Origin of the sequence: Streptomyces sp. HPF1205, from assembly GCF_020400825.1 — a bacterium.
GTDB lineage: Bacteria > Actinomycetota > Actinomycetes > Streptomycetales > Streptomycetaceae > Actinacidiphila.
This window is the reverse complement of record NZ_JAINVH010000024.1, coordinates 50,112-67,801: the sequence shown is the minus strand read 5'-3', so window position 1 is coordinate 67,801 and position 17,690 is coordinate 50,112. Positions and strand designations below refer to the sequence as shown.

Annotated in this window: 16 protein-coding genes; 7 read left to right on the top strand and 9 right to left on the bottom strand. The window is 74.1% G+C overall.

Going from position 1 to position 17,690, the window contains the following annotated elements; all coding sequences use genetic code 11:
* Positions 1 to 5: 5 nt before the first annotated feature.
* The 3 genes from K7G61_RS24725 to K7G61_RS24715 form a co-directional block, all read right to left on the bottom strand.
* Complete coding sequence (locus tag K7G61_RS24725; RefSeq protein ID WP_225849166.1) at positions 6 to 1,280, bottom strand: beta-ketoacyl synthase; 1,275 nt, start codon at positions 1,278 to 1,280, stop codon at positions 6 to 8.
* Positions 1,277 to 1,726 (bottom strand): cupin domain-containing protein, encoded by a 450-nt coding sequence (locus K7G61_RS24720; RefSeq protein ID WP_225849165.1) that lies wholly within the window; start codon positions 1,724 to 1,726, stop codon positions 1,277 to 1,279. Before K7G61_RS24720 ends, K7G61_RS24725 begins: the two co-directional genes overlap by 4 nt.
* Before the next feature lie 101 nt (positions 1,727 to 1,827).
* A complete protein-coding gene (locus K7G61_RS24715; protein ID WP_225849164.1) occupies positions 1,828 to 3,393 on the bottom strand; it encodes an acyl-CoA carboxylase subunit beta in 1,566 nt (521 codons plus the stop codon).
* A gap of 246 nt (positions 3,394 to 3,639) precedes the next feature.
* Here K7G61_RS24715 and K7G61_RS24710 point away from each other — a divergent pair, with 246 nt between their 5' ends.
* Positions 3,640 to 4,155: a cupin domain-containing protein gene (locus K7G61_RS24710; RefSeq protein ID WP_225849163.1), complete on the top strand. Its 516-nt coding sequence runs from the start codon at positions 3,640 to 3,642 to the stop codon at positions 4,153 to 4,155.
* A 14-nt stretch (positions 4,156 to 4,169) separates the two neighbouring features.
* Positions 4,170 to 4,952 carry an SDR family oxidoreductase gene (locus tag K7G61_RS24705; RefSeq protein WP_225849162.1) on the top strand — a complete coding sequence of 261 codons (783 nt, stop codon included), beginning with the start codon at positions 4,170 to 4,172 and terminating at the stop codon, positions 4,950 to 4,952.
* On the opposite strand, the gene K7G61_RS37035 is transcribed toward K7G61_RS24705, so the two are convergent.
* The 4 genes from K7G61_RS37035 to K7G61_RS24685 form a co-directional block, all read right to left on the bottom strand.
* A complete protein-coding gene (locus tag K7G61_RS37035; protein WP_225849161.1) occupies positions 4,917 to 5,690 on the bottom strand; it encodes a response regulator transcription factor in 774 nt (257 codons plus the stop codon). The genes K7G61_RS24705 and K7G61_RS37035 overlap by 36 nt on opposite strands.
* 62 nt (positions 5,691 to 5,752) lie before the next feature.
* Positions 5,753 to 6,799, bottom strand: a complete 1,047-nt coding sequence (locus K7G61_RS24695) for an acetylserotonin O-methyltransferase (protein WP_225849160.1) — start codon at positions 6,797 to 6,799, stop codon at positions 5,753 to 5,755.
* A gap of 238 nt (positions 6,800 to 7,037) precedes the next feature.
* The gene (locus K7G61_RS24690) at positions 7,038 to 7,823 is read right to left on the bottom strand and encodes an AfsR/SARP family transcriptional regulator (RefSeq protein ID WP_225849159.1); all 786 of its coding nucleotides are present in this window, start codon (positions 7,821 to 7,823) and stop codon (positions 7,038 to 7,040) included.
* A gap of 530 nt (positions 7,824 to 8,353) precedes the next feature.
* Positions 8,354 to 10,066 (bottom strand): MFS transporter, encoded by a 1,713-nt coding sequence (locus K7G61_RS24685; RefSeq protein WP_225849158.1) that lies wholly within the window; start codon positions 10,064 to 10,066, stop codon positions 8,354 to 8,356.
* 107 nt (positions 10,067 to 10,173) lie between these two features.
* On the opposite strand from K7G61_RS24685, the gene K7G61_RS24680 reads away from it, so the two are divergent.
* Entirely contained in the window at positions 10,174 to 10,680 is a 507-nt protein-coding gene (locus tag K7G61_RS24680; protein WP_225849157.1) for a MarR family winged helix-turn-helix transcriptional regulator, read from the top strand.
* Here the strand turns inward: K7G61_RS24680 and K7G61_RS24675 are convergent.
* Together K7G61_RS24675 and K7G61_RS24670 are read right to left on the bottom strand one after the other, a co-directional pair.
* Entirely contained in the window at positions 10,667 to 11,935 is a 1,269-nt protein-coding gene (locus K7G61_RS24675; RefSeq protein ID WP_225849156.1) for an acyltransferase, read from the bottom strand. The two genes, K7G61_RS24680 and K7G61_RS24675, sit on opposite strands and share 14 nt — an antisense overlap.
* A gap of 132 nt (positions 11,936 to 12,067) precedes the next feature.
* Positions 12,068 to 12,640 carry a signal peptidase II gene (locus K7G61_RS24670; RefSeq protein ID WP_225849155.1) on the bottom strand — a complete coding sequence of 191 codons (573 nt, stop codon included), beginning with the start codon at positions 12,638 to 12,640 and terminating at the stop codon, positions 12,068 to 12,070.
* A gap of 263 nt (positions 12,641 to 12,903) precedes the next feature.
* Here K7G61_RS24670 and K7G61_RS24665 point away from each other — a divergent pair, with 263 nt between their 5' ends.
* From K7G61_RS24665 to K7G61_RS24650, 4 genes are all read left to right on the top strand, one after another.
* Positions 12,904 to 14,286, top strand: coding sequence for a hypothetical protein (locus K7G61_RS24665; protein ID WP_225849154.1), 1,383 nt, complete (start codon positions 12,904 to 12,906; stop codon positions 14,284 to 14,286).
* A 61-nt stretch (positions 14,287 to 14,347) separates the two neighbouring features.
* Positions 14,348 to 15,163: a serine protease gene (locus K7G61_RS24660; RefSeq protein WP_225849153.1), complete on the top strand. Its 816-nt coding sequence runs from the start codon at positions 14,348 to 14,350 to the stop codon at positions 15,161 to 15,163.
* A gap of 160 nt (positions 15,164 to 15,323) precedes the next feature.
* Positions 15,324 to 16,562 carry a DUF4032 domain-containing protein gene (locus tag K7G61_RS24655; RefSeq protein WP_225849152.1) on the top strand — a complete coding sequence of 413 codons (1,239 nt, stop codon included), beginning with the start codon at positions 15,324 to 15,326 and terminating at the stop codon, positions 16,560 to 16,562.
* A 480-nt stretch (positions 16,563 to 17,042) separates the two neighbouring features.
* A complete protein-coding gene (locus K7G61_RS24650; protein ID WP_225849151.1) occupies positions 17,043 to 17,579 on the top strand; it encodes a TIGR03086 family metal-binding protein in 537 nt (178 codons plus the stop codon).
* Positions 17,580 to 17,690: the final 111 nt, after the last annotated feature.

The window sequence follows — 17,690 nt, the reverse complement described above, 5'->3', positions numbered from 1 at the left end:
CGGCCTCACTCCCCGCCCGTCAGCCCGGGCCGGGCCAGCAGCATCGCCGACTGGAAGCCGCCGAACCCGCTGCCGACGCTCAGCACCACGTCGTTGACGTTCTTGCGCGCCGTGACCGGCACGTAGTCCAGGTCCAGCGCCGGGTCCGGGTGCCGCAGATTGGCCGTGGGCGGCACCACGTCGTACTCCACGGCCAGCGCGCACGCCGCCACTTCCAGGGCGCCGATCGCGCCCAGCGAGTGGCCGATCATCGACTTGATCGAGCTGACCGGGACGCCGTACGCGGCCCGGCCCAGCGACGCCTTGATCGCGGCCGTCTCGTGACGGTCGTTCTGCACCGTGCCCGAGCCGTGCGCGTTGACGTATCCGATCATCTCCGGGGTCACCCCGGCCCGGCGCATCGCGGCCTTGATCGCCTCGGCCATGTCCAGGCCGTCCGGCTTCAGGCCGGTCATGTGGAAGGCGTTGCTGCGCTGGGCGAAGCCGACGATGTCGGCATAGGCGTGCGCGCCCCGCCGGGCCGCGTGCCGCCTGCTCTCCAGGACGAGCACCGCCGCGCCCTCGCCGAGCACGAAACCGTCCCGGTCCCGGTCGAACGGGCGGGAGGCGGTGCCCGCGTCGGCGTTGTTGCGGGACGTCGCCCCGATCGCGTCGAAGCAGGCCACGGTGATCGGGGAGATCGGGGCGTCGGTCGCGCCCGCGATCACCACGTCGGCCGAGCCCTCGCAGATGAGCCGCACCCCGTGCGCCACGGCGTCCAGCCCCGAGGTGCACCCGGTGGACACCACCGCCGCCGGGCCCTCGGCGCCCGCCGTCCACGCCAGCTCCACCGCCAGCGTGCTGGGCACCAGCGCCCGGTACAGGTGCTCCGACGCCGCCCCCGGGTCGACCTCCCACCGGGCGCCGGCGCCGCTGGCCACCACGTACTCGTCCTCCAGCCGCATGGTGCAGCCCACCGCGCTGCCCACGGACACCCCCATCCGCTCCGGCGGCACCCGGTCCGGCTCCAGACCCGCGTCGGCCAGCGCCTCACGCCCGGCCACCACCGCGAACTGGGCGCTGCGGTCCATGCGGGCCACCTCCTCGGGCGACAGCCCCGCCGCGACCGGGTCGAAGTCCACCTCGGCGGCGATCCGCGACCGGAAGCCCGCCGGGTCGAACAGGGTGATGCCGCGCGTCGCGGTGCGGCCCGAGGTGAGCGCGTCCCAGTACGCCTCCCGGCCGATGCCGCCCGGCGCGACCACGCCGACGCCCGTGACGACCGCTCCCCACCGGCTCACCGCCGCCCTCCGGCGGCGGCCGGCGCCAGCTCGGGGTGGGGGAGCTCCTCGGTGTCCACGTGCCCCAGGTCCGGGCGCGGCGCCAGCGGGCCCAGGTGGTACACCAGCTCGGCGGGCTCGGTGCCGGTGTTCTCCAGCCGGTGCCGGACGTCGACCGGGATCAGCAGCCCCTGCCGCGTGGCCAGTTCCACCGGCTCCCCGTCGAGGCGCACGGTGATCCGCCCCGAGATCAGCAGGACGAACTCCTCGGAGTACGGGTGGTAGTGCTCGTTGACGAACTCGCCCGGCTCCAGCCGGGCCAGCCCCATGAAGCCGCTGGTGGCCCCGGCGTTGGCCGGCCCCAGCACGGTGCGCAGGGCCCCGCCGCGGTGCCGCAGCACCGGCACGTCGTCGACGGCGACCTTGCGGATCTGCGGCCGGGCGCGGCCGGCGGTGTTGTCGTTCATGAACGGGTGAACTCCTCACATGGTTCGGTTGCGGACGCCGGGCGCGGGCGCCGCGGCCGGTTCCGTACGCGTCGCCGCGCGCCGCCCCGGGACAGGGCGGCTCACAGCGGCGGGTTGCCGTGCTTGCGCTCGGGCAGGAGGGCGCGTTTGGAGCGGAGCATCTCCAGCCCGGCGTGCAGCGCCGACCTGGTGTCGCGAGGGTCGATCACGTCGTCCACCAGGCCCAGTTCGGCCCCGTGGTAGGGGTGCATCAGCGCCTGCCGGTACTCCTCGACCAGCGCCCTGCGGGTCCCCACCGGGTCGTCGGCGTCCCGGATCCGGCGGCGGTGGATCACATTGGCCGCGGCCTCGGCGCCCATCACCGCCACCTCGTTGCCCGGCCAGGCGAAGGACAGGTCGGCGCCGATCGAGCGGGAGTCCATGACGATGTACGCGCCCCCGTACGCCTTGCGCATCAGCACCTGGATACGGGGGACGGTCGCCTCGCAGTAGGCGTACAGCAGCTTGGCGCCGTCCCGGATGATGCCGCCGCGCTCCTGGCCGACCCCGGGCAGGAAGCCCGGCACGTCGACCAGCGTCACCAGCGGGATGTTGAAGCTGTCGCAGAACCTGATGAAACGGGCCGCCTTCCGCGCGGCCTCGATGTCCAGCACCCCGGCCAGCACCATCGGCTGGTTGGCGACCAGCCCCACGCTGTGGCCGCCGATCCTGGCCAGACCGATCACCACATTGGCCGCCCACAGCGCCTGCAGCTCCAGGAACTCCCCGTGGTCCACCACCTCCTCGACCACCCGGCGCACGTCGTAGGGCCGGTTCGGGGAGGCGGGCACGAGGTCGAGCAGCGCCTCGCAGGACCGGTCCACCGGGTCGTCCGCGGGCCCCGGCGGCGGGAACTCGCGATTGTTGGAGGGCAGGTACGACAGCAGCGCGCGCAGCGTGTCGAAGGCGTCGTCCTCGTCGTCGTGCACGAACGCCGCCTGGCCCGACCGGGCGTGCACGTCGGCGCCGCCGAGCCCCTCGACGTCGATGTCCTCACCGGTGACCGCCTTGATCACGTCCGGTCCCGTGACGTACATGCTCGCCGTCCCGCGCACCATCAGCACGAAGTCGGTCAGCGCGGGCGAGTAGGCGGCGCCTCCCGCGCACGGTCCGAGCATCACGCTGATCTGGGGGATCACCCCGGAGGCCCGGACGTTGCGGCGGAAGATCCCGCCGTAGCCGGCCAGCGCGGCGGCCCCTTCCTGGATCCGGGCCCCCGCGCCGTCGTTGAGCCCGATCAGGGGGGCGCCGGCGCTCTCGGCCAGGTCCATCACCTCGTGGATCTTCGCCGCGTGGGCCTCGCCCAGGGAGCCGCCGAAGATGCCGAAGTCGTGCGCGTGGACGAAGACCTCGCGGCCGTCCACGGTGCCCCAGCCCGTGACCACCCCGTCGGTCCAGGGCCGCCGCCCGGCCATGCCGAAGTCCGTCACACGGTGCCGGCGCAGCATCCCCAGCTCGGTGAACGACCCCGGGTCCAGCAGCCGCGCCAGCCGCTCACGCGCCGTCAGCTTGCCCAGCCGGTGCTGCCGGGCCGCAGCCCGCTTGTCGAGGTCCTCCACCGCCTGCTGCCTGACCACGGCGAGTTCCGCCGTACGGTCGCGCAGTCCCCGGTCCGCCACGTCGCTCACGCTCCTCCTTCCGCCGGATCCCTCGTGCGCACCGCCGTCCCGCTCGCCGCGCCGCGCTCGTGCCGGACATCCGGCCGCGATCCCTTTCGAAGTCTGCGAGGCGGCGGAAAAGCGGGGATGAGGCCGCCGCAAAGCCGCGGAAAACGCGACCGCGGCTTTGTCGCGGCCGACGCGCGTTATGAGTCCTTATCGGCCGCTTTATCGGTGCGTCCGATGCTGGTCGCCAGTCGAGAAGGAGGAGCGGACATGACGGTGACGCGAGGGCGGGTCGTCGCACTGGACGGGGTCAGGCCCGTCACGTGGGCCGGGGAGAGCGGGCGCTGGCTGCTGCGCGGCGAGCAGACCGGCGGCCTCTACTCCTTTTTCGAGGTGACCACGCCGCCCGGCGGCGGCCCGCCCCTCCACATTCACCACGACGTCGACGAATCCTTTTACGTCGTCGACGGCGAATACGAAATCGAGCTCGACGGCGAGAAGCACAAAGCGCCCCCCGGAACTCTCGTCTACGGACCGCGCGGAATCGGTCACGCCTTTGTGAACACCTGGCACAAGCCCAGCACCATGCTGTGCATCGCCACTCCCGGCGGCGTCGAGGACTGGTTCGAGGAACTCGGGGCGCTGCTGGACCGGCCCGGCCCGCCCGAGTGGGAGGCCATGCAGGCGCTCGCCGCCAAGCACCGCATCACCGGCTTCCGGCCGCAGGCGGGCCCGCCCGGCGCGCGGCCCGGCGGCCGCCCCGGCGGACGACCGGCCGACGCGTGAGGAGGGCGGCGGCCATGGCCTACCCGTACCGCACCGCGCTGGTCACCGGGGCGTCGAGCGGCATCGGCGCGCAGTTCGCGGAACAACTCGCCCGCAACGGCACCGACCTGGTCCTGGTGGCACGCCGCCTCGGCCGCCTGAAGGAGCTCGCCGACCGGCTGACCGAACGCCACGGCGTGCGGGCGGACCCCCTGGCACTCGACCTCGCCAGCGACATCGACCTGCAGACGGCCGCCGAGCGGCTGGCCGACACCGGCAGACCCGTGGAACTGCTCGTCAACTGCGCCGGTTTCGCGTCCGCCCGGCCCTTCGGCGAACTCCCGCAGGAGCACGAGGTACGGCAGATCGGGGTCAACGTCGTGGCCCCGGTGGTGCTCACGCACGCCGCGCTGGGCGCGATGCGCGAGCGCCGGCACGGCGGCATCGTCAACGTCTCCTCCATCGCCGCCGGACTGCCGATGCCCAAGTCGGCCGTCTACGGAGCCTCCAAGGCGTTCCTCGGCTCCTTCGGCGAGAGCCTGCACATGGAGGCGCGGGGGAGCGGGGTGCACATCACCACGGTGCGGACCGGGCTGGTGCACACCGAGTTCCACCGGGCCGCCGGGCTGGACACGGAGGGGCTGCCGCGCCTGGCCTGGATGGAGCCCCACCAGGTCGTCACCCCGGCGCTGCGGGCCGTCGCCCGCGGCCGCCCCTTCGTCACCCCGGGCGCGATGAACCGCCCGCAGCCGTTCCTGCTCGGCCTGTTCCCCCGCCCCCTGCTACAGGCGCTGGTGCGGCGCGTGTACCGGGTCTGACCCCGCCGCCACCCGACGGCGCACGCTCCCGGCCGGGACGCCGGCCGGGAAGCCGTCGCCCGGGCCGCCTGCCCGTACGTCCGCGGCAGGCGCGTCCGCGGCCGCCGCGGCGGGGATCATCAGCCGCACCTCATGGGCGAGGATGACCAGGCACAGACGGTTGCGCACCTCCAGCTTCCGCATCAGACGCTGCACATGGGACCGCACCGTGTTGCTGCTCAGCCACAGCAGCCGGGCGATCTCGGCGTTGCTCCGGCCGGCCCCCACCAGCGCGAGCACCTCCAGCTCCCGCGTCGAGAGCCGGGCCAGGGCCTCGCGCGGGTCCTGGCCCGGCGCCTTCCGGCACGGGCAGCTTCCACCGCGCAACCGCTCTCCTTCCAGCACCTGTTCGGGTACGACGGTGCCGCGGCGGGCGACGAGGGCGGCGCAGTCCGCCAGCTCCCGGTCGGGCGCCGAGCCGAGCACGATACCGCCGGCGCCCAGCCCCACCACGCTCAGCAGCTCCTCGAACGGCTCGTCCACCACGATCAGCGCCGCCGTTCGAGCCGCCGCGGCCCGCACGGCGATCCTGCGGGTCTCCGTAAAGCCCTCGCGGTCCGCGGCCACCAGCAGCACATCGGCGGCGGGCGGACGCCGGTTGTCGTCCGGAAGGAGGACGAACTCCCCGATCCGGGCGGCCCGTCGCTCCAGCTCCCGCCGACCGGCGTCGTACGGGCCCGTGACGAGTACGGAAAGCACTCTCTCCCCCTGGAGCTCTGCCGCCGCTGGGGCGGCTTCCGACGGCGGGTGCGCGCAGGCCCTCAGGCGGGCCTGCGGCCCACGACCGCGGTGGCGTGCGCGGGCAGCGCGAACACATCCTCGACACGCAGCCCCGCCTCCTCCATCCAGCTCCGGCACTGCGCCGGCGGGTACTCGTTGCCCGCGGGGGACTGCATCATCATCACCAGGCTGAGCACCAGGTTGTCGATCGCGGTGCGGTCGTCGTCGAGCATCGGGTCGTAGACCAGCACGGTGCCGCCGGGTGGGACGCGCCGGGCCGCCCGGGCGATGAGGCCGCGCCGGGCGCCGACCGGCAGGTCGTGCAGGACGTTGCCGAAGATCAGCACGTCGGCCGCCGGCAGGGCGTCCACGTGGAAGTCGCCGCCGTGGAAGGCGAGCCGGTCCGCGACCCCCCGCTCGCGGGCGAGTTCGTCCAGGAACGGCTCCATCACCGGGCGGTCGAAGACGCCCCCCGTCAGGTGCGGGTGGGCGAGCAGCAAGGTGCCCGCCAGGTTGCCGCGGGCGCCGCCGACGTCCACGAAGGTGCTGTGCCGCGACCAGTCGTACCGCTTCGCCAGCTCCGGGCCGATCGCCCCGCCCAGGCTGTCCATGGCCGACAGGAACAGCTGCAGCCGCCGCCGATCGCGGAAGACCTCGTCGAAGGGGACCGATCCCGCGTCGTGGCCGTGCGGCTCGCCGGTGCGCAGCATGCCGGTCAGGGCGTTCCAGCCGGCCCCGCCCATGAACTGAGTGGTCATGGCGAGGAATCCGCCGACGAAGTCCTGCCGGCCGGGGATCAGGTGGTGCTCGGCGGCCGGGCTGTTGCGGTAGACCTCCCCGTCGCGGCGCAGTACGCCGAGGGCGGCCAGCGCGTCCAGGAAGTCGCGGGTGCCCCGCTCGTGGAGCCCCAGCCGCAAGGTGAGCTGCTCCGCGGTGCCGGGCTCCTTGGCGAGCGCCTCGAACAGGCCCAGCTCCACCGCGCTCATCAGAAGGTTGCCGCGCACGAACGACCAGCCGACCATCAGCAGGTCGTAGGCGTCGGTGATCGGCTCGGTGCGGGGGGCCGGGCGGCGGTCGGCGAGGGTCATGGGGTCCTTTTCCAGGCGTTGACGAAGGGGTGGACAGGGGTCGGTGGTGAGGGCGGGGGTGCGTCGGCGCCGGTTCCCCGCACGTCCGGGGCCGGGGCCGGGGCCGGGGCCGCGGGTGGGGTGTGGGGGCAGGAACCGGTGCCGTCGGGCGGTCGAGGCACCCGCGGTGGCCGGGCCGCCCCGTACCGGGACCGCTTGAGGACCGGGGCCGCGGGCCGGGCGGGCCGCGGCCCCGGCGTCAGGCCGTCCACATGCGGACGTTCGCCAGGGCGGCAGGATTCGAGTCGAGGACGACCTGGTGGACCAGGCGGAGCTCCTCGCCCGGCTCGATGCCGAGTTCGTCGATGAGGCACTCCCGGGTGCTGCGGTAGACCTGGAGCGCGTCCCCGCTCCGGCCGGACAGGAACAGACCGATCATCAGCAGCGCGTGCAGGCGCTCGTTGAACGGGTGTCTCGCGACCAGCTCGCGCAGCCGGGCGATGGCCTCGCCGCGGCTGCCGGCCAGCCGGACCTCCAGTGATATGCGGCCCTCCTCGACCGCCATCCAGGACTCCTCCAGCCGGGAGGTCACGCTCCGTATCAGCATTCCCTCGCGCAGGTCGACCAGTGGGGCGCCGCGCCACAGACCGGCCGCCGCCCGGTAGTGGGAAAGCGCCGTGTCGAAGTCGTGGCGCTCATGCGCGGCCCGGGCGAGTTCCCGATGCCGGTCGAATTCGCGGACGTCCAGTATTCCGTCCTCGACGACCAGGCAATAGCCGGGCGCCTGGCCGGTCAGTGCCGGACCGCCCGGGCCGCCGCCGCTCTGCAGTATCTTGCGCAGTTGTGAGATATAGACCCGCAATGCCTGCAGGGCGGTGCGCGGCGGCCCCTCGGGCCACAGCTCGTCGATGAGTGATTCGACGGACAGTACGGTGTGGTGGTGCAGCAGGAGGGCGGCGAGCAGAACGCGCTGCTTGTGCGCCTGCGGAGTGAGGATGCGCCCCCCGTCGTGCACCTGGAGCTGCCCCAGCAATGTGAAGCGCACTGGCTACGACCCCCCGGGCTGCTGCGGGAAGGCCGGGCGCGAACCGCTGTCCGCGGTCACCGGGGACGGCCCCGCCGGGCGCCGGAGGGTGAGGAGCCGGGCTCCGGCCGCCCGGCACCCGGCGGTCGAGCGTGATGTCTGCTGGTCCGTCGCTGTGCATCCGGTCCCGACTTTCCGAGTGGTTTTGCCTTCCACCACGTCCCCCCTGGTCGTAGGCCAAGAAACATCAGGCACGCGTCACAGTGAAAGTCATATTTATGGCCTCGTTTGCGTCGCAATGCCGTGGATTTCAAAAGTACCAGGGTGGCGGCTTGCGTATATCAACCCCTGGGATGAATTCCTCCGCCATCCGCCCCGGCGCGGGCGTCGCACCGGTATTGCGCGGCGCGCGGCCGGAGCGCGGGGCGCGTGCGCACGCCCACCGCATTGCGCGGATCCGATGGGCGTGACCGTGAAGGCCCCCGGCGGGCGGTCGCCGTGGGCCCTCGCGGACACGGTGTGTGACGATGGTCGGGCTGTGCCCGGCGGGCTCAGTGGGCGGTCCCCGCCTGCAGGCCGCGCCGCAGCGGCAGCAGGAAGACCAGCAGGAACACCAGTCCCAGCACGGCGATCTCGTAAGTGAGGCTGGTCCGCATCGAGTTCGAGAAGTGCTGCTGCCGCGTGTCGGTCAGGGTCCGGCCGACGATTCCGACGGCCGCCGGGTCGCCGGTGCGACGCGCCTGGTCCATCAGGGCCCCGCAACTGGGCTGCAGCTTGCCCGGGTCGTCCGCCGACGCCTGGTCGGAGAAACAGGTGACCAGCGAGCGCTCCAGCGTCGCCGCGGCCGGCGCCGAGACGGACGCGCTCCGCAACTCCTCGCGCAGCCGCGGCACGGAGTGCTGGGCCGCCGACGTCGCGTTCCCGCTCAGCAGGCCGAAGAAGACCGCGCCCAGCACGGCCACGCCCACCGCGTTGCCCGCCTGGCCGACCGTGGTCTGCACCCCGGCCGCGGACCCCGCGCTGGGGCCCGACGCCTCCGCCAGCACCACGTCGTTCACCGTCGTGACGATCATGCCGAGGCCCACGCCGATCGCCAGGCCCGCGGGCGCGAGGCTCCACAGCGTCAGGTCGTGCGGACGGGCGTGCAGGGTCAGCATCAGCCCGGCCATGCCGCCCGCCATCACGACCGCGCCGATCTGCAGCACCCGCTTGCCCAGTTTGGGCAGCAGCGGGATCGCGACACCCGACGCCAGACCGGTGCCCACCGCGATCGGCAGGAACGCCGCCCCGGTCCGCAGCGGCGACCACGCGTACCCGGCCTGCAGCGAGACCGCGAGCACCAGGAAGAACGCGGACACCCCGGTGAAGCAGACGAACTCCACCAGCAGGCCCACCCCGAACGAGCCGCCCCGGAACAGCGCCAGGTCCACCATCGGCGAGCCGCCGAGCCGCTCCAGACGGCGCTGGTGGCGCCAGAACAGGTACAGCGCCGGCGCCGACAGGCCCAGCAGTGTCCAGATCCACCACGCCCAGCCGGCGTCCCGCCCCTGCACCAGCGGGAAGATCACCAGCGCCACCGTCGCCGTGCCCAGCGCGGTGCCCCACAGGTCCAGCCCGGGGCGCTGCTGCGACTTCCACTCCGTCACCAGCAGCCGGGCGCCGATCGCGGCCACCACGCCGATCGGGATGTTGATCAGGAAGACCGCGCGCCAGTCCGTCCCGAACAGGTCGAAGTGGATCAGCGCCCCGCCGACCAGCGGACCGGCGATGCCCGCGAGCCCGATGGTGCCGCCCAGCGCCCCGAAGGCCGCCGCACGGTACCGCCCGGTGAAGGTGACGTGGATGATCGACAGCACCTGCGGGAACATCACCGCGGCGGCGAGCCCCTGCAGGAGGCGGAACAGCACGATCGTGGTGCCGCTGCCCGCCGCCGCGCACAGGACCGAGGCCGCCGAGAACAGCAGCACGCCCCAGATGAACACCCGGCGGCACCCGTAGATGTCACCGAGCCTGCCGCCGGCCACGAGCCCGGCCGCGAACGCGAGCTGGTAGCCGGCCAGGATCCACTGCACCTGGGCGTAACTGGCCTGCAGCGAGGACTGGATCGTCGGGGACGCGACGGTCACCACGGTGACGTCCAGCAGCTCCATGAACGCGGCGAGCAGGATCACCGCCAGCCCCAGCCAGGCCCGGCGCGAGGGCGCCCGCGGATCGGACACGGCCGCGGCGGAGGCCACGGCCTCCTCGAAACTGGCATCACTCATCGGGGACTCCCATGATTCAGAATTACTTCGCAACCTAACGAACTAATTCTGCCCCCGCAACCGGTCCGGACCGGCTCGGATCACGTCACGGGATACCCTTTTGAGTGATGAACGCGGGAGCGGAGGTAGTGGTGCGCGGTCAGGAGCACAGTCCGTCGGGGCGGTCGGCGCCGTCGGAGGCGGGGCCCACCTGGCTGCACCGGAGCATCGCGCCCAAGCTGCGGCAGGCCGCGAAGGAGAGCCGGACGTTCTTCGAGGCCGAGCTCGGCAGGGCCGGCGCGACCTTCACCACCTGGACGATGCTGGCCACCCTCAAGCTGGAGGGCCCGATGATCCAGCGGGCGCTGGCCCGCTACCTGAACATCGAGGGCCCCACCCTCTCCCGCCACCTGGAGACCATGGAGCGGCGCGGACTGGTGGCGCGCACCCGCGACGGCGCCGACCGCCGGGCCGCCACCGTGGCGCTGACCGCGGACGGCGAGCGGATGTACGCCGACATCGAGGCGGTCGCCCTCAAGAGCCAGCAGCGGATGCTGGAGGGGCTCAGCGACGAGGAGGTCGAGCAGCTCGGCTCGCTGCTCGACCGGATCCTCAGAAACGTTACTTCCGGCTGACGGCGGGACCCGCGGCCCCGGCCGGCTGCCACGCCCTCCGGCCGGAGCGCCCGCTGCCGAGCCGCCGCCGCAGCCGCCGCTCCATCGGGTGCTCCACGAAACGGTGGAAGAACGCCGAAACGGCCAGGGTGAGTACCAGTGCGAGCACCGCGTACCCCAGGTGGCCGACGCTCGGCGGGACCGGGTCGGTGAAGAAGTCCGCGACCTGGCGGCCGGGACTGGAGGCCAGCGCGACCGGCAGCAGCACCGTGAACTGGAACAGGTAGAAGGCGTACGACCACTGCCCGAGCCGCACCAGCGGCGCGCTGCGCAGGAACGACCGGCCGCCGTCCAGGTCGCGGCGGGCGAGCGCGGCGATCAGCAGCGCGAGGAACGGCGTGGTGGCCGTGTCACCCGCGTCGAACAGCACCGCGCCGCGGAACGGGTACCCCCGCAGCAGCCACAGCGCCACCACCGGGACCAGCAGCGCCGCGGCCGCCGTGCGAACCGGCACCGCCCGCCGGCCGCGGCGCACCCAGATCGCCGCCGCCATCCCGATCAGGAACTGCGGCAGCCGGGCGAGCGGCGAGTACACGCAGAACACCGCGGGGCCGTATCCGTCCAGGCCGGACACGTGGCGCACCGGCGGATACGCGCACCACAGCCCGACGCGTACGCCCCACAGCGCCACCACCGCGGCGCACACCAGGGCGACGAGCCGGCCCGCGGACGCCGCGTGCAACCGCCGCATGAGGCCGGGGAACAGGCCGTAGAAGAACGCCTCGCACGACAGCGACCAGGTCACCGGGCTCGCCCCCAGCAGGATCCAGCCCGGTACCCACGCCTGCACCAGCAGCACCGCCGAGGCCGAGATCAGCAGCAGGTGCGTCACCGCGGGGCCGCCCTCGGAGGTCGCGGCGAAGACCGTCGGGAGGGCGACCGCCACCACCAGCAGCGGCCACACCCGGGCGAAGCGGCGCCCGTAGAAGGCGCGCGCGGGCAGATCGGGCGACCAGTTCCAGGCCAGTACGAAGCCGGACAGCACGAAGAACAGCGAGACTCCCGTCTCGCCCAGCGAGAACAGCCCGCGGGTGCGCGGCAGCGGAAGGAGGATGTTGACGTGCGACAGGAACACACCGAAGGTGGCGAACCAGCGCAGGCCGGTCAGCGACTCCAGCCGGGCGCCCCCGCCCCCGCCCCGGTCTCCGCCCCCGTCGCCGCGGACCCGGCCCGCGTGCTCCTCGACCCCACCGCCTTGGACCGGCGTCTTCCTCATACGAACCTGCCTCACGCGAGCGAGAACCGACTGCGCGGTGCGCAGGCCCATCCCACCGGCAGCGGGTGAAGCGGCCGTCAAGCGTCCGCAAAGCCGCGGCCGCCGCTCGCGCCGTACGGCGGGGCCTCGCCGCTACACCGGCTGGCCCTCGCCGCCGGACTGCCGGCCGGCGCCCGGTCCCGCTCCCGTACCCGTACCCGGTCCCGGGCCGTTCCCCGGTCCGGTGCCGCGTGCGGCCGGCGCCCGCATGGAGACGCCGCGCACGGTCTGCACGAGGACGACGAGGGCGCCCGCGGTGACGCACTGGTCGGCGAGGTTGAAGATGCCCGAGTGGCCGACCTGGATGAAGTCCAGGACGGCGCCCCGGCCGAGTCCCGGGCTGCGGAAGAGGCGGTCGGTGAGGTTGCCGCCCGCGCCGGCGAAGAGCAGGCCGAGCCCGACCGCCCAGCCGCGGTCGCGCACCCGCGGCGACACCCGGGCGATGAAGACGAGCACCGCCACGGCTATGAGCGTGAAGACCACCGTCGCGTGGGGCGCGAACGAACCGGCGGCGCCCGGGTTGCGGATCGCGGTGAGGGTCACCGTCCCGCCGAGCGCGTGCCTCGGCTCGCGGCCCTCGAGGGCTGCCGCGGCGATCGCCTTCGTGCCCTGGTCCACCGCGAGCCCGGCCGCCGCCGTCGCCCACAGCGCGTACGTCCGCCGCACCGCCCACCTCCCGTTCACCGGCCGCCCCCGCACCGAGCGTACGCGCGCCGCCCGCCGGCCGGGCCCGCGGTGGCGGCGCACCTCCGCGGTGCGGGACGCCTCCCGTTCGTCCGGCCTGCCCGGCCCGCGTGTGTTCGTGCAGGAACTGGGGGCTCCCGGCCGGACGTTGGACGGGGAGCGCGCCGTCACGGGCGGGCCGGGCAAGGTCGTACGACGCGGGCGCGCACCACTGTGCCGCGGAGGGCGGCGGACGGAGGGCGAGGATGGGCGCACCGCGGAACACGGCGGTCTACCGCCGGTACGAGGCCGTGCTCAAGGCGCCTCGCGCCCTGCCCCTGATCGTGGGCGGCTTCGTGGCCAGGACCGAGGTCGGCGGCATGAGCCTGGCGCTCGTCCTGCTGATCCACCACGAGACCGGCTCCTACCGGGCCGGCGGCCTGTCGGTCGCGGTCTACCTCGTCACCGCCTCGGCCAACCGGCCGGTGCAGGGGCGGCTGATGGACCGTTACGGGCGCGCGGGACTGCTGCGGCTGCTGACCGGCGCGCACCTGGTGCTCCTGGTGGCCCTCGCCTCGTCGGCCGCGGGCGGCGCCCCCGCCGGCGCCGTCCTGGTGCTCTGCGGGGCGGCGGGTCTCACCCTCCCGTCGCTGTCGGCGTTCATCAGGGTCGCGTGGGCCGGGCTTCCCGTGTCGAAGGACCTGCTGGGCACGGCGTACGCCCTCGACTCGGTGCTCTACGAACTCGCCCTGGTCAGCGGGCCCTTGCTGGTCGGCGTGCTGGTCGCCCTGACGCCCCCGGCGGTGCCCGTGGTGGTCCTTGGCGTCCTCGCCTTCGCGGGCACGCTGCTGGCCGCGAGCGTGCCGGCCGGCGCCTCCGCCGGCGCGAGCGCCCCGCCCGGCCGGACACGGTCCGGCTCCCTGACCGGCGTCGTGCGACCGGTCGCCGCCCTGGTCTCGGTGGGGGTGGCACTCGGGGCCGTCGCGGTCGTCGTCCCGGCCACCGCACAGGCTTCCGGGGCGATCGCGCTGAGCGGTCCCGTCCAGGCGACATGGTCGGTCGGCAGTCTCGCCGGCGGGCTGTGGTACGGAAGCCGCGGCTGGGCCGGACCGCCGGCCCGCCGGGCCGCGATCGCCCTGACATGGTTCGCCGCCTTCCTGACCCTGTTCGCGGTGTGGTCCGACCTGCTGTGGCGGGCCCTGACCCTGCTGACGGCGGGGCTGGCGCTCGCCCCCGCGCTCACGACCGTCCTCTCCCTCGTGCCGGAGCTGGTCCCGGCGTCGCGGCTGACCGAGGCGTTCGCGTGGATCAGCGCGGCCGAGCCCGCGGGGGCCGCGCTGGGCAGCTGGGCGGCGGGATCGCTGGTCGCGGCCGGGCGGCCGACGCTTGCGGGCTGGCTGCCCTGCGTGGGCGCGGTCTGCGCCGTGGCGGTCGCGGGCCGCCGGTGGCCCGCCGCGCCGGACGCCGGGGCCGGGCAGGAGGGTTCCGGTGTGCGCCCCGTACCCGTCGGCCGGCCGGCGCCCCAGCGGGCCCGGATCCCCGACGCTCCGGCGACGGCGCGCCCTTGCGCAGGCCGTCGGCGGACCGGTAGGAACGGCGCGTCAGCGCCCACCGAACCATCGCGCGAGCCGCGCCGGCACCGTCCCTGACGGCCGCCACGCGTGAGGCCCCTCGCGCCATGGGCGACCGTCCGACGAGGGGTTCTTCCGCATGCCCAGGTTCTCCGGCGCGACTCTCACCGGGCTCGCCGTGGCGGCACTCATGGCGCTGGGGACGCTGACCGCGGTGCCCGCGGCTGCGGACGACGGCCCGGGGGCGCCGCCGGGGACGCCCACCGCGACCCGGTTCGACGGGATCGCCACCGTGGGCCCGCTGTTCCGCGGCGGCCTGGACCACGACCACTCCTGCACGGCCAGTGTCGTCGCCGCGCCCGGTCACGACCTGATCCTGGCCGCCGCCCACTGCGTGCGAGGAACCGCGGCCGGCTGGCTGTTCGCCCCGGGCTACGACGCGGGCCGCACCCCGTACGGCGTCTGGACCGTGACCGGCGCCTACGTGGACCCGAAGTGGAGTCGGGACCAGGATCCGCGGTACGACTACGCGATCCTGCGGGTCGCCGACCAGGAGCGCGACGGCCGAGAGGTCGGCGTACAGGACGTGACCGGCGCGAACGTGCTCGGGCTCGCCCCGCCCGCCGGCCAGGAGGTGACCGACGTCGCGTACAACTCCGGCATCGGCGACCAGCCGGTCCGCTGCACCGTCCCGGTGTACTACACCGGCGGCTTCCCCTCCTTCGACTGCCACGGCTACGTGGGCGGCAGCAGCGGCAGCCCCTGGCTGGCCACCGTGCCCGGCACCCGCCGCACCGCCGTGGTGGGCCTCATCGGCGGCCTCCACCAGGGCGGCTGCTACGAGTACACCTCCTACTCCCCGGCGTTCCGGCTCCAGGTCTACGCGCTGGTGCTGCGCGCCACGCTCGGCGTGCCCCCCGACACCGTGCCGGCCGCGGGAGGCGACGGCTGCTGAACGCCGGCCGGGCCGCGGGGCCCGCCGGGCGCGGCGGCGGGACGGGCCGGCCGAGGGCGCGGCCGAGGGGGCCGGTCACCGGCGCAGGTCAGGCCGTTAGCATGCTCCGACCGGGCCGGACGTCGCCGCGCGGCCCGCGGACGAGAGGACGCACCACGCCATGCCCCTGCAGATCACGGCGCACGATGCCGAACACCCGTCCGCGCTGCTCGACCTGGCGTGGAACCTCCCGCTGGAGCAGTGGCCGGCCGAGTCGCTGGTGGCGCTGCCCCGCGGCATCTCCCGGCACGTGGTGCGCTTCGCCCGCGCGGGCGCCGAGGTCGTCGCGATCAAGGAGGTCAGCCAGTGGGCGGCCGAGCGCGAGTACGAGCTGCTGCGCGACCTGGACCGGCTGGCGATACCCGCCGTCGACCCGATGGCCGTGGTCACCGGCCGCGTCGCCGCGGACGGCACGCCGCTGGAACCCGCGCTGGTCACAAGGCACTTGAACGGCTCCCTGCCGTACCGGTCGATGTTCGAGACGACGATGCGCCCCGGGACGGTGAACAGGCTGCTGGACGCGCTGGCGGTGCTGCTGGTGCGGCTGCACCTGGCCAGCTTCGCCTGGGGCGACTGCTCGCTGTCCAACACCCTGTTCCGGCGTGACGCGGGCGCCTACGCGGCCTACCTCGTCGACGCCGAGACCGGGCAGCTCCAGCCCCGGCTCAGCGACGGGCAGCGCGAGTACGACATCGACCTCGCCCGGGTGAACATCGCCGGCGAGCTGATGGACCTGGAGGCCGGCGGATCGCTGCACCCCTCCGTCGACCCGGTGACCACCGGCGAGGCCATCGTGGCGCGCTACGGCGACCTGTGGAACGAGCTGACCCGCGAGTCGGTGTACCCGGCGAGCAAGCGGCACTACATCGACCGGCGCGTGCGCCGCCTGAACGACCTCGGCTTCGACGTCGCCGAGATGCAGATCCAGCGCTCGCCCGAGGGCGACACCGTCACCTTCCTGCCGAAGGTCGTGGACGCCGGCCACCACCAGCGCCAACTGCTGCGGCTGACCGGCATGGACACCGAGGAGAACCAGGCCCGCAGCCTGCTCAACGACCTGGAGCAGTGGATGGCCACCCAGGACGACTACGCCCCCGGGGACCCCCTCGGAGCGCGCCCCGAAGTGCTCGCCCACCGCTGGGTCCGCCAGGTCTTCCGGCCCGCCGTACGCACCGTGCCGGTGGAGCTGCGCCGCGGCATGGACCCGGCGCAGGTCTACCACGAACTGCTGGAGCACCGCTGGTACCTCTCGGAGCGGGCGCAGCACGACGTGGGCCTGGAGGCGACCGTGGCCAGCTACATCGCCGACGTCCTGCCGCACGTCCCGGACCCCACCGCCGAAGTGCCGCAGGACGACTGAGCGGGCCCCGGCGCGCAGGTGCGGACGCCCCACCGGTCCGCGCAGGGCGGTGGGAGGTCGGTCGTCCGGCGGTCGGGTGGTCGGGTGGTCGCGCGGGCGGTCCGGCGGTCCGCGCGGGCGGGCGAGGCGTTGACAACACCATGCGGGCGCGTAGGATTCAACACGTAATGAAGTCATCGTGTGGTGAGGGCCGATTCCCCCGTCGATGCTCGAGTCGGTTCCGACCCCGCCGTCCGGCCGATGGCGACCTGCGGCGCGCGGACCCCGCCCGGCCTCCGCGCGCCGCGAGTACGTTGCTCATCGCAGTTCATCGCATGTTGAACGCATCCAGGATTCCGGGCTTCTCGTGTGCGGCCGGTCGCGCGGCCCGACGCCCCCCGGGCGGTGGCGTGCCGGCGGCGCCGCGCACCAATCGGCAAGTGTTGCTGGGGTGTTGCACGGGTGGTAGATTCCGATCCTGTGACGGCTAACAATCTTGGATTGCTTGATGACGCAGGAGCCGCTTTCGAGGCTGTCCTGCGAGGAGTGGAGCCCGGCCGGCTGGCCGAGGCCTCATCGTGCGACGGATGGACCGTGCGGGAGCTGATCGCCCACGTCGTGTCGGGGAACCTGATGTTCACCGCCATGGTCTCCGGCGGCGGCGCGCCGGCCGGCGGGGACGTGCTGGGCGACGACCCCGTGCAGGCGTTCCGCGACTCGCTGGCCGGGCTGAAGGAGGCGTTCGCCGCCGACGGCGTGATGGACAAGGTGTTCCAGACCCCGATGGGCGAGCGTCCGGCGCCGCGCCTGGTGACCACGCGGGTCATCGAGATGAGCGTGCACGGCTGGGACCTGGCCGACTCGACGGGGCAGACGATCGAGCTGACCGAGCCGGTGGTCGAGGCCGCGGAGGCACAGCTGCGGATGATGCTCCCCGGTGACCGCGCGGGCCTGCCCTTCGGGGCCGAGCAGACCGCTCCCGAGGGTGCCTCGCCGGCCGACCGGCTGGCCGCGTTCGCGGGCCGCAAGGTCGCCTGACGGGCCATCGGCGCCCGCGCCCCGCGAAGGGCGCGGGCGCGTGGCCTTCAATTCTCGTGGCGGGGCCGGCCGGTCGGGCGGCCCCGCCGTTCTTCGCCCGCCCCGCTCCCG